Below are 19,953 nucleotides of genomic sequence, written 5' to 3'. Positions count from 1 at the left end.
CCGCTGTCGTGACGGTGCCCGCAGCACGGCTGCCCAGCAGTGCTGCTACAGGAACGCGGGGACTCGTCAAAGCTGACTCCGGTGACGATGGCACTCCGGGCGCGGACGGTGCCACCACGAAACTGACACTCGCGGCACGCCTCACTGCCGCCCGGTCGGGCGCGCGCAACCTGGCGGGCTCGGTCGCCCGCCGCTGGCGTCGGTCCCTCCAGTTCCGGACCGTCGTCGCGACGATGCTGCTGACCTCGGTGTCCTTCGTGGCCGTGGGCGGATTCCTGTCCAACCAGATCACCGGCGCGCTCTATGACCAGCGCTTCGACCAGTTCAGCGCCGAGGCCACGGAGGCCCTGAACCGGGAGAAGGCCGTCTTCAGGAATTCCTCAGCGGCGGACACGGACACCACCAGCCGGCTCGTGCTGGACTCCGTCACGGGATTGGTCGGGAGTGATTCGGACGCCCCACGCCAGGCGATGCTGGTGCCGATATCCACGGCCGAGGGGTTCCTCATCTCGACGACGGTGAGCCAGGAGGGCGCAACGGCACGGATGCTGCCGCAGGACCTGCAGTCGGCCGTTGCAACCGGTGAGGACATCTACTGGGCCCCGTTCGTGATTCCGGTGACGGAGAGCGGAGCGACCGACGCGCCGGGCCTCGCCTTCGGCACGCAGGTGGCACTCCCGCCCGAGCAGACGCCGTACGCGCTGTACGTCTACTACGATCTCTCGACGATGCAGTCGACCCTCGATGACATCCATCGGGTGCTGTGGCTGGCCGGCGTGGTCCTCCTCCTCGTCATCGGCGCGATTGCCTGGTACGTCACTCGTAGCGTGGTCCTGCCGGTCAGCCACGCTGCAGCCGTGTCCGAAAAACTGGCAGCCGGTGAGCTCCAGGAGCGTATGGAGGTGACAGGGGAGGACGAGGTGGCACGGCTGGGAGCCTCCTTCAACCACATGGCCGGTAGCCTCCAAGACCAGATCACCCAGCTGGCCCAGCTGTCCCAGATGCAGCAGCGCTTCGTCTCCGACGTGTCCCATGAGCTCAGGACGCCGCTGACCACCGTCAGGATGGCCGCCGAGGTGCTGCACGACGCGCGTGAGGAGTTCAACCCGGTCAACAAGCGGTCGGCGGAGATCCTCTTCGACCAGGTCGAGCGCTTTCAGGCACTCCTCGCCGATCTGCTGGAGATTTCCCGGTTCGACGCCGGCGCGGCCGTGCTCGAGGCGGAGTCCGTCGACATCGTCCAGCTCGTCCAGCACGCAATGGACGGCGCCCACCCCCTGGCCGAGCGGCTCGGATCGGACCTCGTCATCGTCTCGACGGAGACGATGTGCGTCGTCGACGCCGACGGGCGCCGGATCGACCGCATCCTCCGCAACCTGATCGTCAACGCGCTCGAGCATGGCGAGGGCAGGCCCGTGGAAATCCACATAGCCTGCAACCCGGAGGCCGTTGCCGTCGCCGTGCGGGATCATGGCATCGGCATGACGCCTCTCGAGGCCTCTCGCGCCTTCGACCGTTTCTGGCGGGCTGATCCGGCGCGGGCCCGGACCACCGGTGGCAGTGGACTGGGACTCTCGATCGCCATGGAGGACGCCCGGCTACACAGTGCATGGCTCGAAGCCTGGGGTGATCCCGGAGCCGGCGCATGCTTCCGCTTCACGCTGCCCCGGCGCCAGGGTACCGAGCTGACGTCCTCACCCCTCGCGCTGCCGCCGTCGTCGGGGCCGCACGGTGAGGCGTCGGGGCCGCACCGTGAGGCGTCGGGCTCCCACCGTGACGCGCCGGGCGCGGAGGGTTCCACCGCTCTTTCAGGACACGACATCGGGGATGGAACGAGGCAGGGCAGTGCGAGCTGACATTCTGACAGCGGTCGAAGCCGTTCGGGTACGCGCAGCAGGCAACCGTGCGCAGGAACTCGTCGCCGCGTTGCTGGTGGTCTGCTTCCTCCTGCTCACAGGGTGCTCGGCGATCCCGACGACGGGGCCGGTGGGCGTCATCTCGGCGTCCGAGGGGGAGCCCGACGTCGTCGCCCCCGTGTTCGATCCCGAAGGGCCCGCGCCCGGAGCAACTCCGGAGCGGATCCTGCGCGACTTCATCACGGCAGGAACCGGCGCCAGCGAGGGCTACAGCGTCGCCCGGCAGTTCCTGACCCCCGAACTGCAGGAGACGTGGCAGCCCGAGGAGCGGATCGTCCTGTTCCGTTCCGATCCACGCGTGGAGAAGCGCGAGACCGAGGGTGTCTACCAGATCCAGCTCGAAACGACGGGCACCGTCGACTCCAGGGGAGTACGGACCAACAGTGCGGCCCCCTCGACGGAGACCCTCGGCGTGCGCATGGTGCAGGCCAACGGCGAGTGGCGGATCGACGAGATTCCTGACGGCATCATGATCGCGCAGAGCAGTGCCACCGACCTGCTGATCTCGCACAGCCTCTACTTCTACAGCAGCAACTATCGCTACTGGGTACCGGATGCCCGCTGGTTCGTGCGACGCACCGGCGTGACGGCGCGCATCGTCGGTACCATGCTCGCCGGTCCCGCTCCCTACCTCCAGGGCTCGGTGACCAGCGCCTTCCCCGAGGGCGTGACCCTGGCCCGGGACTCGATCCCCATCACCTCGGGCAAGGCATCGGTCGAACTCTCGCCGGAGGTCCTCGAGAACGCGACCGACCTCGGACTGCAGCAGATGAACCAGCAGCTCCAGGTCAATCTCGTCGGCCTCAATGACGTCACATCGGTCGAGATGACCAGCGGCCAGCCCATCCAGCTCGGAGAGGAGGTGCCCGACCTCATCGTGCCCGAACTCACGCCGGATGTCGGGGGCGAACAGGTGGCGATCGCCGAGGGCGAGCTGGTGCGCGTCCGAAACGGCGCCATCGTCCCGATCGACGGTCTGCCGTCCGTGTCGGAGTTCGAGCCGAAGGCTCCCGCGACGTCCGTCTCGGGAAGCGCCTACTCCTTCGTCAGAGCTGACAGGACCGCGCTGTTCGTCACGGCACCGGGTAGCCAGGTGCGCGAGGTCGTTGCAGGTGCTGCCCTGACGCAGCCCTCGTTCGACCCCGAGAACTGGGTCTGGACGGCGCGCTCCGCCCGAGGTCGGAGCGAAATCCTCGCCCTGCCACCGGGCGGGACGGAGGCAGACGCAGTCACCCTCGCTGCCGGGTGGCTCGGCGACCGGAGCGTCAAGGACCTGCGCATCTCCCGCGACGGGTCCCGAGCGTTGTTCGTGACGGACCGTGGAGGATCGAGCGAGATATTGCTCGCGGGAATCACGCGCTCCGCGCAGGGGGCTCCGCAGACTCTCACCACCCCCCTGTCGCTTCCTGTCACCGGACCCGCCGGTAGGCCCATCGAGACGGCCAAGTGGGCCGGCCAAAGCACGATCGTCGCCTCCTCCCTCGGCGCCGGTGAGGAAGCAACTCCTCTGATCCTTCAGCTGAGCGGCGAGCAGGAGGCAATGGCGGGGTTGGTCGGTGTCCTCGGGATCAGTGCAGGCTCGGATGCCGAGGACACGTTCTATGCCCAGGCCGGTGACACGCTCTACCGGCGGATCGGCACGAGTTGGGTGGACGAGGAACTCAAGGTCGTCGATCCGGCGTTCCCCGGCTGACAATGTCCACATAGAGCTTCCCGCCGTCTCTGCGGCCGTGGAGGCGTGATGATCTGGGCAGATGTCCCCTGATCCCCTTCACCTGCTGGACCGGATGGTGTTCGGTCCGCCATACCGGCGCGTGGCAGCAGCGGTCGCAGCCTTTTTATCCCTCGTGTTGCCGTCCTCGTGCGTGCTCTGTGGCAGATGGGACACATCCCTCTGCCCGGACTGCCTCGCCGCCTTCCGGCGTGCTACCTCGCGGCCTTTTCGGGCCGAGGCCGGCGCTGAGTCACTGCCCGACGTCGAACTGCCCGGCGTCGAACTGCCCGGAGTCGAACCGCCCGGTGTCCACCGGCCAACGACGACGGGCGAACATGTCGAACCCAGTTCGGCTCTCGGACCTGCCCTCCGGGCCCGGCCCAATGCCGGGCCTCACGCCCGGACGACCCCTCCTTCCTTCGGGCCGTTGCCCGTGATCGCCGCCGGACGGTACGGCCGGGCCGTCTCCGGGATCCTGCTCGCGTACAAGAATCACGGGCACGTCGACATCGGATCTCCCGTAGCGGCGGCCCTGGCCGGAGCGTTGCACCACGGGATCGCCGATCTCGCGGGCATTCAGGCATCGGCGGAACACCCCGTCCTGCTGGTCCCTGTTCCCGGCCGTTCCTCCTCCAGGCGCCGCCGTGGGTACGACCCCCTGATGCTGCTTCTGTCACGGCTCGATCGGGCAGATTCTCTGCCCGCAGGTACGGTGCTGGTCCCCGCCGTCCAGCAGGTTCCGGCCAGGACGAGGCTCGGGACCGCGCTCGCCCGGACGAGTGTGCGGGCCGCAGTCCGAGGGGGCATGGCCACGGCCCTTGCGGGCTGGAACGGCGGGCAGAAGGGCCTCGGCAGACGACGACGGCGGACGAACGTCCTGTTCTCGATGACCGCCGTCGAGCGCGGCCGGAAGCGCCTCGCCGGGCGCTCGTGCGTGATCGTCGACGACGTCCTGACCACGGGCGCGACGATCAACGAGGTGTACCGCGTCCTCCATTCCAGCGGTGCCAGCGTACTGGGGGCCGTCGTCGTGGCGGCCACCTCCCCTCCTGCCGGAGGCGGCCGCAGTGCCCTACCCGGACGGAGTCCCGGCTCATTCTCCGCGGCGCCGGAAGCACCAGGCAGGTCCATCGAACTACCCGAAGTTTTGGAGCATGGAGGGGTGAATAAAACCTACCTGTGAACTACCGTGAAGTATGGGTACCACAGTGACGACACGTACCCGTCGGCGGCGGCTCTGCTCTACGCCTCGGCCGCCGTTGTGTCACTTAGCGATGTGGAGGGCACCATGGATTTTGTGATCAATGGCCGGAACCTGGCGGTATCAGACCGGTTCCGTGAGTACGCTACCGAGAAGATCGACAAGATAGAGCAGCTCGGTGACAAGGTACAGCGCATCGACGCGAAAATCACCAAGGAACCCAGTGCACGCTCGGCGGACACCTCGCTCACGGTCGAGCTCACAGTGATGTGCAGGGGACCGGTTGTTCGGGCAGAGGCATCGGCGGCCGACAAGTTCGCGGCCTTCGACCTCGCCTACGGGAAGCTACTCGAGCGGTTGCGCCGTGCACGCGATCGCCGCAAGGTCCACCACGGCAGGCACACTCCGCTCGCCGTCCGCGTCGCGACAGCCGACCTCGAGCCGGCCGATACCGCTCAACCCATCTACCTCGAGACGCCGGCCATCGAACCGACGTCCCACGAGCCGAAGGCGGGCCCGGAGGACGTCGACCCGTACTCCTCCCCGGACGACGTGCCTGCCGGTGATTCGCCGGTCCTGATTCGCCGCAAGGTATTTTCCGGTGAACCGATGACCCTGGACGACGCCGTCGACAACATGGAGCTCGTCGGCCACGACTTCTACCTCTTCGTGGATTCAGCCACCGGAGCACCGTCCGTGGTCTACCGCAGACAGGCATGGAACTACGGCGTCATCACTCTCGACGCGAAGTGCGCGGAGGGCACCGAGGAACCCCACGAGGAACTGCTGGCCTACCGGGCCAAGGAAGCAGCCACAGCCTAGACCCTCCACCGCGCCAAGCACGGACGTACCCGTGCACCCGATCCATCAACAGGAACTGCCTCCGCGTACTGCGCGGAGGCAGTTCCATGCAGGAGACCGCTCAGCACATCATGCAGAACCTCACCACCGCTCAGGCCCGGCGCGTCGTCCTCGCTGCCCAGGGGCTGCATCGTCCGCGGCTGGACGCGCCGACGTCGCGCCGCGCCGTCCGCGCCGCGGTTCAACGACTGCAGGTACTCCAGATCGATTCGGTGAACGTCCTGGTCCGGTCCCACTACCTTCCCCTGTTCTCGCGACTGGGGTCCTACGAGCGGAGCCAGCTCGACGCGATGTCCTCCGCAGATCCCCGCTCGCTCGTCGAGTACTGGGCACACGAGGCGAGCCTCGTCGCTCCGGAGTTGTTCCCCTACCTCCGGGTGTGGCAGCGGCGCACCTGGATGGGAGCGGGGAGTGTACCGGCGGCGCAGAGGGAGGTGCTCGAATTGGCCATTCTCGACCTCCTCGACCGTGGTGCCCCACTGACGGCGTCCGGTGTCCAGCGCCTGCTGGGCGGAGACGCAGAGCGCCCCGCCGACGGGTGGGGCTGGCGGTGGACGGCGGCCAAGCGTGTGCTCGAAGACCTCTTCGCCCGGGGGGAGGTCGGGTCCTCGGGTCGGACAGCACAGTTCGAACGCCTCTACGCGCCGATCGCGGACGTGCTTCCTGATCCAGTGCTCGCGACACAGGCGGTGGGGAAGGTGGAAGCCCTCGCCGTGCTGGCCGAGCGCGCCGCCGGTGCGCTCGGCGTAGCCTCCGCTCGTTCCGTCGCCGACTACTTCCGTACGCCCGTGCAGGAGACGCGGACGGCGCTGGAGACACTCGTCAGGGCGGGGTCCGTGCAGCACATCACCATCGATGGTGGCGCTGAACCGTGGTACCTGCACCCGGCTGCTGCGGTTCCGAGGAAGGCTCTCGGGAGGGCACTTCTCAGTCCCTTCGATTCCCTCGTGTTCGAGCGCGACAGGCTGCACCGGCTTTTCGGCTTCCACTACCGCATCGAGATCTACACGCCGTCGGAGCGTCGGATCCACGGGTACTACGTACTGCCCTTCCTCCTGCGTGATTCCATCGCGGCGCGTGTCGACCTCAAGGCGGACCGCGCGAGCGGCAGGCTGCTCGTGCGGGCCAGCCACGCGGAGGAGGACGCTGCCCCGGACACCGCTCAGGAGCTTGCGGCAGAGCTGCGCCTGCTTGCTCGCTGGCTGGGCCTGGACGAGGTCGTCGTGGAGGACCGCGGGAACCTCGCGTCCGCGCTCGGCACGCAGGTCGGCATGCAGGTCGGCACGCTACCCTGAGCGGACACGCAGTCTCGGGGCCGCCGCATCATGCCGCAGGGGAACCATATCGGGGGACGGAACGTCTCTCCCGTAGACTAGAGACGCCATCTTTGGGCAGCATCAGATTGGGAGCAAATACCAGTGCCATCACTGCTTGAACGAGTACTCCGCACCGGCGACAAGAAGACACTGAAGCGACTCCGGAACTACGCTGACGCGATCAACGTCCTCGAAGACGAATTCCGCGAGATGTCCGACGCAGAGCTGCGTGGGGAGACCGAGCGGCTGAAGAAGCGTCTTGCCGACGGAGCTACTCTCGACGATCTCCTGCCAGAGGCCTTCGCGGCCGTGCGCGAGGCGTCCAGCCGCACCCTCGGACTACGCCACTTCGATGTCCAGCTGATGGGCGGAGCGGCCCTCCACCTCGGTAACATCGCCGAGATGAAGACCGGCGAGGGGAAAACCCTTGTGGCGACCGCACCCGCCTACCTGAACGCCCTCAGTGGTAACGGGGTGCACGTGGTCACGGTCAATGACTACCTGGCCGAATACCAGTCGGACCTGATGGGACGCGTGTACCGCTTCCTCGGCCTGACGAGCGGCTGCATCCTGTCGAAGCAGGATCCCGCGACACGTCGCGAACAGTACGCCGCGGACATCACCTACGGCACCAACAACGAGTTCGGCTTCGACTACCTCCGCGACAACATGGCGTGGAGCGCAGCCGAGCTGGTGCAGCGCGGTCACAACTTCGCCATCGTCGACGAGGTCGATTCGATCCTCATCGACGAAGCCCGCACGCCGCTCATCATCAGCGGCCAGGCGTCCGGCGACGTCAACCGCTGGTACAACGAATTCGCGAAGGTCGTCCAGAAGCTGACCGTCGAGGCCGACTACGAAGTGGACGAGAAGAAGCGCACGGTGGGCGTGCTCGAGGACGGGATCGAGAAGGTCGAGGACTACCTGGGCATCTCGAACCTGTACGAGTCCGCCAACACGCCCCTGATCGGGTTCCTGAACAACGCCATCAAGGCGAAGGAACTGTTCAAGCGGGACAAGGACTACGTCGTCCTCAATGGTGAGGTCATGATCGTCGACGAGCACACCGGCCGCATCCTCGCGGGCCGACGCTACAACGAGGGCATGCACCAGGCCATCGAGGCGAAGGAGGGTGTGGACATCAAGGCCGAGAACCAGACCCTGGCCACCGTCACGCTGCAGAACTACTTCCGGCTGTACGAGAAGCTGTCGGGCATGACAGGCACCGCCGAGACCGAGGCCGCCGAGTTCATGTCCACCTACAAGCTCGGTGTCGTGCCCATCCCGACCAACAGGGAGATGGCTCGCACCGATCTCTCGGACCTCATCTACAAGAATGAGGTCGCCAAGTTCGACGCCGTCGTGAAGGACATTGTCGAGCGCCACGAGACCGGCCAGCCCGTCCTCGTCGGCACCACGAGCGTGGAGAAGAGCGAGTACCTGTCGAAGCAGCTTGCGAAGGCCGGGGTGCGCCATGAGGTGCTGAACGCGAAGAACCACGCGCGGGAAGCGGCAATCATCGCGCAGGCCGGGCGCAAGGGTGCCGTCACCGTCGCTACGAACATGGCCGGACGAGGCACCGACATCATGCTCGGCGGCAATGCCGAGTTCAACGCCGTCGCGGCCCTCGAAAAGCTGGGGCTCGACCCGGCGGACAACGCGGAGGAGTACGAGGGCAAGTGGCCGGATGCCTTCGAAGCCGCGAAGGAAGCAGTCCGGACCGAGCAGGAGGAGGTCCGCGACCTCGGCGGCCTGTACGTGCTCGGCACCGAACGCCATGAGTCCCGGCGTATCGATAACCAGCTGCGCGGCCGTTCCGGTCGCCAGGGAGATCCCGGACGATCGCGCTTCTACCTGTCGCTGACGGATGACCTCATGCGCCTGTTCAACTCCGGCGGAGCCGAACGCATCATGAACAGCGCCACCATGCCCGATGACGTCGCTCTCGAATCGAAGCTGGTGTCGAAGGCGATCGAGAGCGCCCAGGGCCAGGTCGAAGGCCGCAACGCCGAGCAGCGCAAGAACGTCCTCAAGTACGACGACGTCCTCAACCGCCAGCGGGAAGCCATCTACGGTGACCGCCGAAGGATCCTCGAGGGCGGCGACCTCAAGGAGAAGGTGCAGTTCTTCCTCGAGGACGTCATCACCGCGATGGTCGACGAGGCTACCGAACAGGGTCATGGCGATGACTGGGACTACGAACTCCTGTGGACGAACCTCAAGACGCTGTATCCGATCACCCTGACGGCGGACGAGGTCATCGAGGAGGCCGGCGGCACGTCGAAACTCACGCGGGACTTCCTGCACGACGAGATCCTCTCGGACGCCAAGCTGGCCTACCAGGCGCGTGAGGAGGCCCTCGGTGAGCAGACCATGCGTGAGTTGGAGCGCCGCGTGGTCCTCTCGGTCATCGGGCGCAAGTGGCAGGAGCACCTCTACGAGATGGATTACCTGAAGGAGGGCATCGGTCTCCGCGCCATGGCCCAGAGGGATCCGCTCGTCGAGTACCAGCGGGAGGGCTTCATCCTCTTCCAGGCGATGATGGAGTCGATCCGCGAGGAGAGTATCGGTTACCTGTTCAACCTGGATGTCGAGGTGTCCGCACCTGCACAGACGGGGCTGCCGGGTGTGAAGGACGGACGGGGAATCGTCCAGACACCGACCATCAAGGCTGCTGGACTCGATGCGCCCGCGAAGCCCGCCACGCTCAGCTTCACGGCTCCGAACGCCCAAGGCGACGCCGAGATGCATGTCGAGCGCGAAAAGGCGCAGGCCGCGCCCGGTAAAAAGGCTAAGAAGAAGTAGTCAGCCGATCTCGAGGGCGGTCACCCGCCACACTCCGCGCCGTTGCTCGATTCGAAGAGCGACGGCGCGGACTCGTCTCTGGTCGAATGCGACGACGGACGCCTCAAAGACACCCGGGCTGATCGGACACACCCGGGCCGAGCGCACCACGACTTGACGTAGAGCACTCACCCGCGGTGTCTGCCCCGTGGTGGGGGTGCTGGCGATACACCGTGCGAGGTTGGTGCGGAGTTGCAGGCGTTCATAGTTCTCGGGGTCGAGCCAGCGTGCCATCTGCTGCAGGGGACGCGCGCCGCCCAGGACCTCCAGAGCGCCCTGGGCCACCGACCGCGCGATACCGGAAATACGCAGGGTGGTGTCCGCGTCGGATCCTTCCGCCACGCTGAATTGCTTGACCGGCAGATCCGGATTGCACAGCGGTCCTGTCAGCAGTGGATCCGCCTGCTGCGGTATCGATGCAGGAGGACGTCCCGGGGCCACCTCCGGTTCCGCCGCCGGTCTCAAGGGAATCACGGTCGCTCCGCCGGACCTCGCAGACCGGACTGGTGCGGACACCAGGGGTCGCGGCGCTCCGCTGGCCTCGGCGAGCTGGCGGGCGGCGGTTATCTGTCGGAGTTGGGTTACGGCTGACATGCGATTCCCTTTCCATGGGCGGTGAATCGGCGAGCGAAACTTCCTGCCCATAGAAGGGCGCGTCGGAAGGAGAGAGGTCGAAGACAGGGCCGCGGCCTTGGTGGCGCCGGAGCTACCGATGGGTCAGGTCTGTGGAACTTTCAGGACCTGACCCGGGAGGAGGAGTGATGGGTCGTCGCCGATGGTGGCCATGTTCGTGTCGTACCAGGCGGGCCAGGCTTCCGCTATATCAGTCGCCGTCGCCAGAGGTCCCAGTCGATCAGCGGCGATCGACCAGAGCGAGTCGCCCGGTGCTACGACCACTTCACCGTCGGCGATGATGGTGCGGGTCGGTGAACGGAGCAACGCACCACCGTGAGCGGGCATCGGAGCCGGCTGCCAGGCAGGCGAGACCGGCGATACCTGCTCCTCCCGGGGATCGTCGCGCTCGGTCACCCCGTTGTCCTTCGAGGCGCCCGGGGAGTCGCCCGTAGGCATGGCCGCGGAGACCGCAAGCGGGGACCAGTATGGAGCCTTCGAGAAGGACGCCGCTTCGGTCTGGGCGGAGACGGACGAGTAGGACTGCTCGGTAGTGCAGATCGCGGTGGCCCCGGCGGATACGACTGCCACACACACCGCGTCGGGTCCGCCGGATGCTGCCTGGGCTACCGATGGCACCACGATGAGGTTGAGGCCGAGGAAGGCGGCGGCGAGGCGGCGCATCAAAGCTGGGGTACACCGCTGGGCACGACGAGCCGCAGTCGAAGGTCCGCGTCTCAGCACCACTTCTGCGACGACAGCAATGAATAGCGTCAGCACCCACCATCCGACGAGGGTGAGTCCGAGAGCGGACATCCCGAGTCCGAGGACGCCTTCAAGGGAACCTGCTCCCGTCCCACGATGGAGGGCTTGTCCGGCGCGTGCCATGACGGTCGCGCATCCCAGGATCACCCCGGCCAGCAGCGCATCGGCAGTTTTCAGCTTTGCTTCCATTCGATCAGTTTGAGCCTGTTCGACGCAATTTGTCTACGTTTGATTGTTTTAAGTCTTTTTGGTTTTGATTGACGAGGTGGAGTTTCAGTCCTACGTTGGGACGATGCGCTGGGATGCCCTCTTCAATAACGTCATCTCCAAATACAATTGGTAGATGGAAGCAATCATCTACACCCGCCAGTCGGTTGCCAGAGAAGAGACCATCTCGCACGAGATCCAGGAGTCGGCTTGCCGTCGCTACGCCGAGACTCAGGGCTACAACGTGTTGAGGGTGGAAACAGACCCCGGATTCTCAGGGCTAGATATGTCCAGACGGCGCGCGCTGGGACGTGCCGTAGAAGCCATAGAACACGGAGAGGCGGAAGTCCTCCTTGTCTGGCGGTGGAGCCGTCTTTCGCGGAGGCAGTTCGACCAAGCGTTCCTGCTGGACAAGATCGAGCGCGCTGGTGGGCGTGTGGAGAGCGCGCTAGAGCCGGTGTCTGCAACAGCTGCAGGGGAGTTCAACAGGGACGTGATGCTGGCCATGGCGTCGTTCGAATCCCGGCAGAAGTCGGAGACGTGGAAGCAGGCGCAGAGTCGTCGCGCTGACAAGGGGCTGCCAACGCAGGGCCATAAGTATTTCGGGTACATCAAGAGACACGAGTCCTACGAGATCGATCCAGCGACCGCGCCCTTTTTGCGTGAGGCCTACCAGCGGTACATCTCAGGGATTGGGTTCAATACAGTGGCTGCCTATTTGAACAGCGAAGGAGCTTCGTCTATCCGATGGCTCAAACAAGACGGCACCGCTGCTAAGTTGAACCGTCACTGGGACAGCAGCTCAGTACGAAAAACGCTGGACAACCCGTTCAACGTTGGGAAGTTCCGGAGGAACGGCACTTTGGTCGTCGGCGCACATTCGCCTGTCATCAGTGAGTCGACGTGGCAGGCGTACTCAAGGGTACGGTCGGAAAAGGCAGGATTGGCACCGAGAACCAAGGCTAGCGATTGGTATTTGGCAGGCCTCGTCCGGTGTGCGCTATGCGGTGGGTCAATGGGCAAGAATGCGAGCGGCAAGAACAACTACCTCATGTGCACGCGACAGCGTAAGGGCGGCGGATGCACAGGCGTGACGGTTCTACAGGAACACGTTGAATGGGTGGTCACTCTATGGTTCGGAAGCCATCTCGAAGATTGGGCTGCTGCCTTGCCGTCCGACGATGCGGCTATGAATGCTTCCGAAGAGGCTGTAGGCCTCGCAGAGCATGCCGTTGAACAAGCGACTACAGCTGTCACGGATCTCCAGCTAATGGCTGTACGGCAGGGCTGGAAGGACAGCCAGGTGGCCTCGGCAATGGCAATCCTTCAGATGGAATTAGACAACGCATCGGCAGGGCTTGAGACTGCGCAAGCGAACCTTGGCGCATTCGTGCCGGCCGGTTCCGTGCTGGAGCAGATTAGACGCGGTATCGAGTTACGCGGCTGGTGGGGAGATGACGACGATGAGAAGCCGACCGAGCAACAAGCTCAAGAATGGAAGGCGCTCGTTGGTCAGATCATCAAAGTGGTTCGCTGCACGCCGCGTGTTAAGAACGAGCCATTCAGTCAGGAACAGATTGAGGTGGTGACGAGGTGAGCGAATGGAAGAAGTCGGTGTACGCCAACTGGGGCGAGTGGTTCCGCTCCGTGGAGATGGCCCACATGATCACAGGAGAGCCTTTGGACGAATTGGTGCAGAGGCATCCAAGGTACCTACGCAACATGCCACGGCCTCCTTGGAAACCTAACCCTGCGGTCGCAATGGCGGTGCGGTTCGGAGCATCCTTCGACACTATCCTCAGAGATCAGTCCGAGTACTTAGGTCAGCAGTAGGCGGAGTCAGCCGAAAAGCCACTGCGGAAGGAATATGCCGCCGACCCAACCGCCGAAGGTGACGAGTAAGCCAAGAACTAGACTTCCTCGGACTTTTCCTCCCGGTTCGGTGAGCTCGAACGCAGGCACTACATACTGCAGTAGCGCCGCCAGCAAGCCCCCGACAAAGACACTCACAAAACTGAAACTAGTCGCGTCCGCCGTAGCGTCCTGAGCGTTTGCAAGAAAAAGGATTCCGATGAATACCGCAATCGTGAAAGACAGATGAGCGACATACCACTGGCGCACCCACCAGTACCAAGGTCGGTTTCTAAACAGCGCTCTTTCCAGTTCTGTCCGGGCATGACTAACCCACTGCTGCTCAGTGCTTCGAACGGTTACTCGAGCGCCGTCGCTCCGGGAGAAGTAGATTGTTAGGCCGGTGGAGGATTGCTGGAATAAAGATCCAGTTGTTATGGTGACGTCGGTAGTTCTCCTAGCATCGATGTCGGCCAGCACCAGGTCAGGCTCTCCGCTTATCTCTCTGTCTCGCCGCATCTTCACAGTTAGTTCCGGTCTGACGCGAGCAAGCGTTTGTTCCAGATCATCGCGATAAACTTTCTCCAACGCAACACGGTAGTGATCGGGCCAATTTCTGGTCGTTTCGCTGGTGCCCGGTTCCGCTTTTTCAAGGAGTTGCTCGGGGTACTCTGCCCTATGTGCATCAACTATTTGCTGCCGAACCTCATCCATCAGTCCATCGCAGACAGCCACCACCCTACGCATGTCGTCCAGCGAACCGGCCCAAGCTCGGACCTTGAACTTTTCTGATGATGTGCGTTTGCCTGCCATTCGACTCATGCTACTGAGAGGCGCGGACATTCGGAGCCGACACGCGCCGGAGTACACACCGGCGGCGGGAGCCTGACGCGGTCAGTCGGAGGCCGCGGATACTCTTGAAGGACAGAAGGCTGATCGCGAGCAATGGGGAGCTACGTTGAACCACGAAGAACAGGGAGAGGCGCTCGCTCTTGCGAAGGATCTGCTCGACGACATCGAGTTGAGCCGTACACCTCTTGACCGGCAGATCTTGAAGGCGTCGAGGCTCGCACGAATGCTCGGGGATGAAGAGGTTGCTCATTGGCTCGGCCAGGAAAAGGGCGGCTACTACGCCAACAGTGAGAAGACGGATGAGTACTTCAAGCTCACTGGGAGGCATGGCAAGACCGCAGGCGAGAATATCTACTCGGGAGCGAACCAACTAGAAGGAAGTATTCGGACTTTCAAGTTGCAGCTGGCGCAGCTGACGGTGCCAAACGTATCGGGAGATATGGCTTTACTCGCGACCAGGGCGGTCACCGATACCATTATCGGTTACGGCAAGCTCGTAGAACGGTACACGCGAATTACAACGAAGGTTGAGGCACTACTGCACAACTTCGTTGCTAAGAGTTATCTATCGCTCAAGTTCAGCACGAAGCAAGACAGTATGTTCGAGAAAGCGAAGAAGGAAATTGACACTGAACTGCTTCGTTTAGATGAATCGACGCTCCGCAAAATCGACTCGGCGTACTCGAGTCTTCGGGTTGGCGACGCTGAATCTATATCGGCAGCGATGAACAGCGTTCGCCGCCTGATTGTGAGTTTTGCCGACCTAGTGTTCCCGGCGACGGACGAGACGCGCCCTAACCCTGGTGACGGGAAGCCGATGAGGCTCGGCTCTGAGCAATGGCTGAACAGGATCAAGGCATTCATCGTCGACAACGCTCAGAGCTCGGGGCGCCAGACGCGACTGAGGCAGGGTATCCAGGGGATATCGGATCGCGTGTCCACTGGAGTGCACAACGAGGTGTCGAAGTCTGAGGCTGAGTTCTTGTACATTTCTGCTTACATCCTGCTGGGTGAGATGCTCTCGCTTCGCACAAACAACGATGAAGAACTGGTCACGGCCACGGTGGGCGAGGCATAACTGGTTGGGGGTTCTGTAGCCTGTAGGAAACTACCTGCAGTCCAGACAGCGTGACGGCTCCTCGAGCACTCCATCCTGGTTGGACATTGGACCCAAGGCAAGGATGACCATGAAGGTTTTTGTTAGCTGGTCTGGAGGCACGAGCAAGGCTTTCGCCAAGGAGGTCGTGTGGTGGCTGAACTCGGTTTTGTTTCCCGTCGAGCCGTGGATGAGCGACAGCGACATCTCGCCGGGGGATCGTTCCCTAGCGGAAATCGAGGCAGGGCTGAATGGTGCTCAGTTCGGCATCCTATGCGTGACCGCAGAAAACCAGACCGCTCCTTGGCTGAATTTTGAGGCTGGTGCCATTTCGAAAGAGGTCAACGGAGAAACAGGCAAGGTCGTACCACTGCTTATCGATATGTCCCGTCCCACTCAGCTCACACAATCGACCTTGTCACAATTTCAGGCGGTTGTCGCGGACAAGGCTGGCTTTGAGAAGTTGGCGCATGCGGTCAATAGTGCGATGGGTGACCACCATCGAACAGTCGAGCAGCTGAATAGTGCGCTAGAGACCTACTGGCCGCAGTTGCAGAAACGACTAGCCGCAGTTCCAAAGGGGACCGCACCTGTAAAGCCGCGCCGGAAGGTCGAAGATATGGTGGAAGAGGTTCTAGAGATTGTTCGAAAACTCCAGCGGGAGGAGGATCAGATACCTTCGTCTCCTTTCCTACAGGGCGGGTCTGCGCGTGCAAAGCTTCACGCAGTAGATGACTTCCTGAATCTTCATCCAGACGGAGTTGAAGAGATTACGAACGTAGCGCGAAGTGCATTGAATGAGACGGGTTACCCAGGAGAAATCGTCAGCATAGAATTAACGAACTCTGGACATGGCGCTTATGTAATGGTGGTGACGACGACACCCTTGCCAGAAAGGGTCACGAAACTAGTGAGAAAGCGACTACTAAATGCCTTCCCCATGCTCGGAGGAGGTATGTTCTTGCCTCAGCCATCAGGCTTCGAGGGCCGATAGGCTCAGCCCATTATCTTCGCGATATTCGCACTCGTCCATAACGTGCCCGATCTATTCAGCAGACTGTCAGCATTCAGTCGGGTGGCAACCTCTGGCCAACTTAGACCGTCAAGCCGCCAACCCTGGACTCGGGCTAGGACGTCCTGTTCGGCAGGTACGGGTCCCTGCTTATTCCAGCCGTAGGGGTAGCTGCCGCTAGCTTTCCCGCCTGCTCTGGCCTTGGCTGAGCGTCCATCCTTCATGCGCTTGATGACCATTGCTCGATCAAGCTGCGCGAAGATGCCGGCCATCTGCCGCATTGCCGTTCGCATGGGATCGTCAGGGTCGTCCTGCTTCCATTCCCCGGCATCCGCTGTGTGCATCGCCGCCTCGGTGTTCCAGACCTCGGCAAGGATCGCTTCTTGTGTGGTGAGGGCGCGAGCCAAACGGTCCAGCCTCGCGGTGACCAATGCGTCAGCATCGGCAAGCAGAGACAGCGCATCGGTTAGCCCTGGTCGTTCATGGGCTGGCTTAGCTCCGGACACTCCTTCATCCCGTCGCACTGCGTAGATCTCCATGCCCTGCGCTGTGGCGTACCTCGTGCAGTCGGCAAGCTGCGCGGCCAGCCCGTAACCGTCGGTCGCCTGGGCGTTCGTTGATACGCGGAGATAGACAACGGCTAGCACCATGACTGAGACCTCCTGCAACGGGCGCAGGTGACGTTGTCGTCACCGGTCGGATCAATGCTGAGTAGCTGACCAGCAATCGTCTCAGCGAAGCCCTCCGTGCCACAGAGGGCCCGACCTGCCAAGTCCTCGGCAAGAAGATAGGGGAGTGCGGCGTGGACTACGTCCGAGTCGGTCGTGAGGATAACGAGTGGCGTGGAGTTGCTGGCTTTCTGGGTTGGGATTGCAGAGTGATTCATGTTCCTGCTCCTTGTCCTATTACCAGGGACCCCCTGGCGATCGACAACTAGAACAGGCAGATGAGGTTGTGTAAAACCTCTTTTGTAGAAGAGGTTGGATGAGGCTGAGCGGCCATCTAAAGCCCTTGGTTACGACGGCTGATAGATTACCCAACTCCGGTCTCAAAGCTTCTGGGGGCCTGAACTGGCACGATTCGGCAGGGTTGTAGCCGTTGCGGCCTGGTGCCAGAAGTTTCTAGGGGACGTTGGTTGCGGGTGGGACTACAACGACAGCCTCTTCTGGCTTGCTGTTTCCTGGCATCTACCGTACTCAAGTAGTTCCTCGAGCTCTGTTGTTAGGTACGAGAATTCGAGTACATGCTGCCAATTCATCTACTTAGCGAATTGAGCTGTTCGCCGTTCTGGATCAATAGAGTCCAGAACGGCTAGAACTACTAGCTCGGACTAAGACTAGAATGGCTCAGAATGACTAGAACGGCACAACCTCAACTAGCCTCTGACTAGGGCAATCATCTGTACTAAGTCATTCTGTGTCATTCTGGCTTGATCCCTGCGAGCCGTTCTAGATCCTCCGGAATGACTACGTCTCGGGCGTGGATTGATCGAACCCAATCCGTGAGGTCCTGGCCATCAGATAGATAGTGCTGCACGCTATTTCTCGCGCCGGTTTCGGTCCTAATCAGGCCTTTGAGCTTCGCCATCGCTATGACGTCACCGAGGCGTTGACTCTCGCCGATTCCCGTAGCGCTGGTGATGCCCTTCTTAAGCGCACCGACGATGATTCCCGGCGTTTCCTTCACCAATCTGTACACGGCCAGGCATGCTTGAATGTCCTGTAGGTCCTCTCGGAACTGGGCTGCAATCCGTGCCGGCGGGTCGACCGATATAGTGATCTTGCTCGCTTGTGTAGAGTCGACAAAGACAGTAGCGATTTCCTGGGTCTTGTCTCCCGCGCGCCAATTATCACCATGTGGCCTCACGCCACCCGGCCGGTCTTTTGCAACACGAATTAGGATTGATCCTTTCTTCCCGGGTGCTAACGGCTCACCTGTCTCGAATGTAAAGGCCGCTCCAGTTATAGCGGCGAGCTTTGCTTGGGCTCCCAGTGCGTACCTACCGCGGCCTTCCCTGGACTTGGTCACATGATCCACCATGACAACTGCAGCGCCGGTTTCTTCGCCTATTCTGCGCGGAACCTGACGAATCCACTTAGTGACTTCATCATTGTCGATCGACTTCACGTTTGATTGGCTAAGCGCCTCCGTCACGCCGTCCACGACTGCCAGGGCGTATGCGTGGTTTAGCAGGGTCTTTAAGCCTCTGTTAGGAGCGGCATCCGGACGAAGATAGACGAAACCTCTTCGCACTGCCTCTTTATCTACCCCCATGAGCAGTAGGCGCTCGACAACTGTGCCCCGATCCGACTCGTAGTCCAGATAGAGCACACTGCCACCATCTCTGAGAACTTCGGCAGCTGCCCATTGTGCGACGAACGACTTACCCGACTCCGGCTCTCCGTAGAAAGCGTGGATTAGGCCCGGATACAGCATTGCCACGCTGTCACTCCGGCGGAGAATGGCCGGCTGAGGCGTCAGGTACTGGCCGCTCAAGACATCGTCAAGATTCTCCGGGACCCATGAAGGGTCAAGATCTTCGTCACTTACAAAGCCGTCCGGGTCATAGATCGGCAGTGTCTCATCCGGGTGATCCATCTTGAAGGCCTGCTCAACCTTGATGCGAGCTTGGTTCTCGGGGAAGCCGGAGTTGTTCGCAGCCTCCAGTACAAGGAGCGTGACGACTCTTCGACCCTTGTCTGCGTCCGTGGAATGTTGACGACGCAACCTACACGCCCAGCGGAATAGCACGTCGTCGCGCTCACCTTCTGGAATGCCCTCAAGGATGCTGAGACTGTCCTTCAGGTCGGTTGAATAGTCCTTGCGGGTGGAACTACCACGGATAGATTCGATAAGCCCTAGAGGCGGTTCTATGATCTCTACTTCCTCGTTCTGCCACGAGTAGCGTGCACCAGAACTGTGCAAACTAGGCGCTGCGACGACGTAGCCTCCATCTGATCGGACGTCGACACCTCTGAGCCAACCGACCTTGTTACCCAAGCGGACGCCATCAGCGGGGTACTTAAATAACAGGTGCTTGCCGCCACCCCCGGTGATGACGCTGAGGGTCTCAGGAAGTTGTCCGAATGCGCCGATGCTTTCGAAGCCGCCGCTTTTTGCATCAACATCCACAGCGAAGAAGCCGGACACTTGGCCGCAAGCTAGACCAATGTTTGCGTCGGGCCACTGCGTCCACCAGGCCCTTACAGTTTGCGGATCGGTAGTTGCACCGTTGACGCCATTCGACGTCCTAGGATGCTTACCAGCGTTGTCGCATTTGATGCCGTCTTTGCACGTGCAACGTCCCTGGACAATGCCATATACCGGGAATACTGGCCAGCCTTTTGCTGCGTACTGCAGCGCATAGTGCAGGGCTTGAGGAGGATCTACAGTGCTTGACGCCAGGCCCTCTGCGAGGGTGGGGGAACCAGTCTCAGAACTTGTTTCCGAGATACAATTGCTATTGCTCATGTTGTTCGACCCTTGGAACTGCAAACCAAGACCGGAATCGCCCTCAGCCTGTACCCGCCGGCTGGGGGTTTTTTCGTTCGTTGAATCAGGCATCGTGGGTCACCCCAGGAAAGTTCTCTAGGGCCGGGTTGAGCCAATCTTCCTTTGGGCGCTGTTTTCCACCCGGGCCGCGGCGAGGATCATACTCAGCGGCGAGTGCACCTTTCGTGAACAGATCGTTCGCGTCTACCGATAG

General features: G+C 62.3%; 14 protein-coding genes. 9 read left to right on the top strand and 5 right to left on the bottom strand.

Annotated features, from left to right (window positions below; all coding sequences use genetic code 11):
• Positions 1-8 precede the first annotated feature (8 nt).
• The 6 genes from mtrB (at position 9) to secA (ending at position 9,813) form a co-directional block, all read left to right on the top strand.
• Positions 9-1,856: an MtrAB system histidine kinase MtrB gene (gene mtrB / locus D6T63_RS12225; protein WP_235830723.1), complete on the top strand. Its 1,848-nt coding sequence runs from the start codon at positions 9-11 to the stop codon at positions 1,854-1,856.
• On the top strand, positions 1,846-3,609 hold the full coding sequence (locus D6T63_RS12220; protein ID WP_182976982.1) for an LpqB family beta-propeller domain-containing protein: 1,764 nt from the start codon (positions 1,846-1,848) through the stop codon (positions 3,607-3,609). The genes mtrB and D6T63_RS12220 overlap by 11 nt, the downstream gene beginning before the upstream one ends.
• Positions 3,610-3,670: 61 nt before the next feature.
• Positions 3,671-4,813, top strand: a complete 1,143-nt coding sequence (locus tag D6T63_RS12215; protein ID WP_120149336.1) for a ComF family protein — start codon at positions 3,671-3,673, stop codon at positions 4,811-4,813.
• A 105-nt stretch (positions 4,814-4,918) separates the two neighbouring features.
• Positions 4,919-5,653: a ribosome hibernation-promoting factor, HPF/YfiA family gene (hpf, locus tag D6T63_RS12210; RefSeq protein ID WP_120149533.1), complete on the top strand. Its 735-nt coding sequence runs from the start codon at positions 4,919-4,921 to the stop codon at positions 5,651-5,653.
• 86 nt (positions 5,654-5,739) lie between these two features.
• A complete protein-coding gene (locus D6T63_RS12205; protein WP_235830722.1) occupies positions 5,740-6,987 on the top strand; it encodes a winged helix-turn-helix domain-containing protein in 1,248 nt (415 codons plus the stop codon).
• A gap of 123 nt (positions 6,988-7,110) precedes the next feature.
• Positions 7,111-9,813: a preprotein translocase subunit SecA gene (gene secA, locus D6T63_RS12200; protein ID WP_120149335.1), complete on the top strand. Its 2,703-nt coding sequence runs from the start codon at positions 7,111-7,113 to the stop codon at positions 9,811-9,813.
• On the opposite strand, the gene D6T63_RS12195 is transcribed toward secA, so the two are convergent.
• Together D6T63_RS12195 and D6T63_RS12190 are read right to left on the bottom strand one after the other, a co-directional pair.
• Complete coding sequence (locus D6T63_RS12195) at positions 9,814-10,446, bottom strand: Rv3235 family protein (RefSeq protein ID WP_147394363.1); 633 nt, start codon at positions 10,444-10,446, stop codon at positions 9,814-9,816. It abuts the gene before it with no gap.
• Positions 10,447-10,569: 123 nt separating this feature from the next.
• On the bottom strand, positions 10,570-11,418 hold the full coding sequence (locus D6T63_RS12190; protein ID WP_120149333.1) for a LysM peptidoglycan-binding domain-containing protein: 849 nt from the start codon (positions 11,416-11,418) through the stop codon (positions 10,570-10,572).
• Positions 11,419-11,572: 154 nt separating this feature from the next.
• Between D6T63_RS12190 and D6T63_RS12185 the strand changes: the two genes are divergently transcribed.
• Complete coding sequence (locus D6T63_RS12185; protein ID WP_120149332.1) at positions 11,573-13,033, top strand: recombinase family protein; 1,461 nt, start codon at positions 11,573-11,575, stop codon at positions 13,031-13,033.
• Between the two features lie 242 nt (positions 13,034-13,275).
• Here D6T63_RS12185 and D6T63_RS12175 read toward each other — a convergent pair whose 3' ends face one another.
• A complete protein-coding gene (locus D6T63_RS12175) occupies positions 13,276-14,100 on the bottom strand; it encodes a hypothetical protein (RefSeq protein WP_120149330.1) in 825 nt (274 codons plus the stop codon).
• A gap of 145 nt (positions 14,101-14,245) precedes the next feature.
• On the opposite strand from D6T63_RS12175, the gene D6T63_RS12170 reads away from it, so the two are divergent.
• Together D6T63_RS12170 and D6T63_RS12165 are read left to right on the top strand one after the other, a co-directional pair.
• Positions 14,246-15,217: an AbiTii domain-containing protein gene (locus D6T63_RS12170; RefSeq protein ID WP_120149329.1), complete on the top strand. Its 972-nt coding sequence runs from the start codon at positions 14,246-14,248 to the stop codon at positions 15,215-15,217.
• Positions 15,218-15,326: 109 nt separating this feature from the next.
• Complete coding sequence (locus tag D6T63_RS12165) at positions 15,327-16,229, top strand: toll/interleukin-1 receptor domain-containing protein (protein ID WP_182976981.1); 903 nt, start codon at positions 15,327-15,329, stop codon at positions 16,227-16,229.
• Positions 16,230-16,231: 2 nt separating this feature from the next.
• On the opposite strand, the gene D6T63_RS12160 is transcribed toward D6T63_RS12165, so the two are convergent.
• The gene (locus D6T63_RS12160) at positions 16,232-16,897 is read right to left on the bottom strand and encodes a recombinase family protein (RefSeq protein WP_220725932.1); all 666 of its coding nucleotides are present in this window, start codon (positions 16,895-16,897) and stop codon (positions 16,232-16,234) included.
• Between the two features lie 769 nt (positions 16,898-17,666).
• Positions 17,667-19,718 carry a bifunctional DNA primase/polymerase gene (locus tag D6T63_RS12150; RefSeq protein WP_182976980.1) on the bottom strand — a complete coding sequence of 684 codons (2,052 nt, stop codon included), beginning with the start codon at positions 19,716-19,718 and terminating at the stop codon, positions 17,667-17,669.
• Between the last annotated feature and the right edge of the window lie 235 nt (positions 19,719-19,953).

The organism is Arthrobacter cheniae (genome assembly GCF_003602275.1).
Classification (GTDB): domain Bacteria; phylum Actinomycetota; class Actinomycetes; order Actinomycetales; family Micrococcaceae; genus Arthrobacter_D; species Arthrobacter_D cheniae.
Note: the sequence above shows the minus strand (reverse complement) of the source record. Positions and strands in the feature narration are given on the sequence as shown.

Bases quoted from the DNA above. Each gene is read 5' to 3' on its own strand.
- D6T63_RS12215 (WP_120149336.1), top strand. From the start codon at position 3,671: ATGTCCCCTGATCCCCTTCACCTGCTGGACCGGATGGTGTTCGGTCCG.
- hpf (WP_120149533.1), top strand. From the start codon at position 4,919: ATGGATTTTGTGATCAATGGCCGGAACCTGGCGGTATCAGACCGGTTC.
- D6T63_RS12205 (WP_235830722.1), top strand. From the start codon at position 5,740: ATGCAGGAGACCGCTCAGCACATCATGCAGAACCTCACCACCGCTCAG.
- D6T63_RS12195 (WP_147394363.1), bottom strand. From the start codon at position 10,446: ATGTCAGCCGTAACCCAACTCCGACAGATAACCGCCGCCCGCCAGCTC.
- D6T63_RS12190 (WP_120149333.1), bottom strand. From the start codon at position 11,418: ATGGAAGCAAAGCTGAAAACTGCCGATGCGCTGCTGGCCGGGGTGATC.
- D6T63_RS12185 (WP_120149332.1), top strand. From the start codon at position 11,573: ATGGAAGCAATCATCTACACCCGCCAGTCGGTTGCCAGAGAAGAGACC.
- D6T63_RS12175 (WP_120149330.1), bottom strand. From the start codon at position 14,100: ATGGCAGGCAAACGCACATCATCAGAAAAGTTCAAGGTCCGAGCTTGG.
- D6T63_RS12165 (WP_182976981.1), top strand. From the start codon at position 15,327: ATGAAGGTTTTTGTTAGCTGGTCTGGAGGCACGAGCAAGGCTTTCGCC.
- D6T63_RS12160 (WP_220725932.1), bottom strand. From the start codon at position 16,897: ATGGTGCTAGCCGTTGTCTATCTCCGCGTATCAACGAACGCCCAGGCG.
- D6T63_RS12150 (WP_182976980.1), bottom strand. From the start codon at position 19,718: ATGAGCAATAGCAATTGTATCTCGGAAACAAGTTCTGAGACTGGTTCC.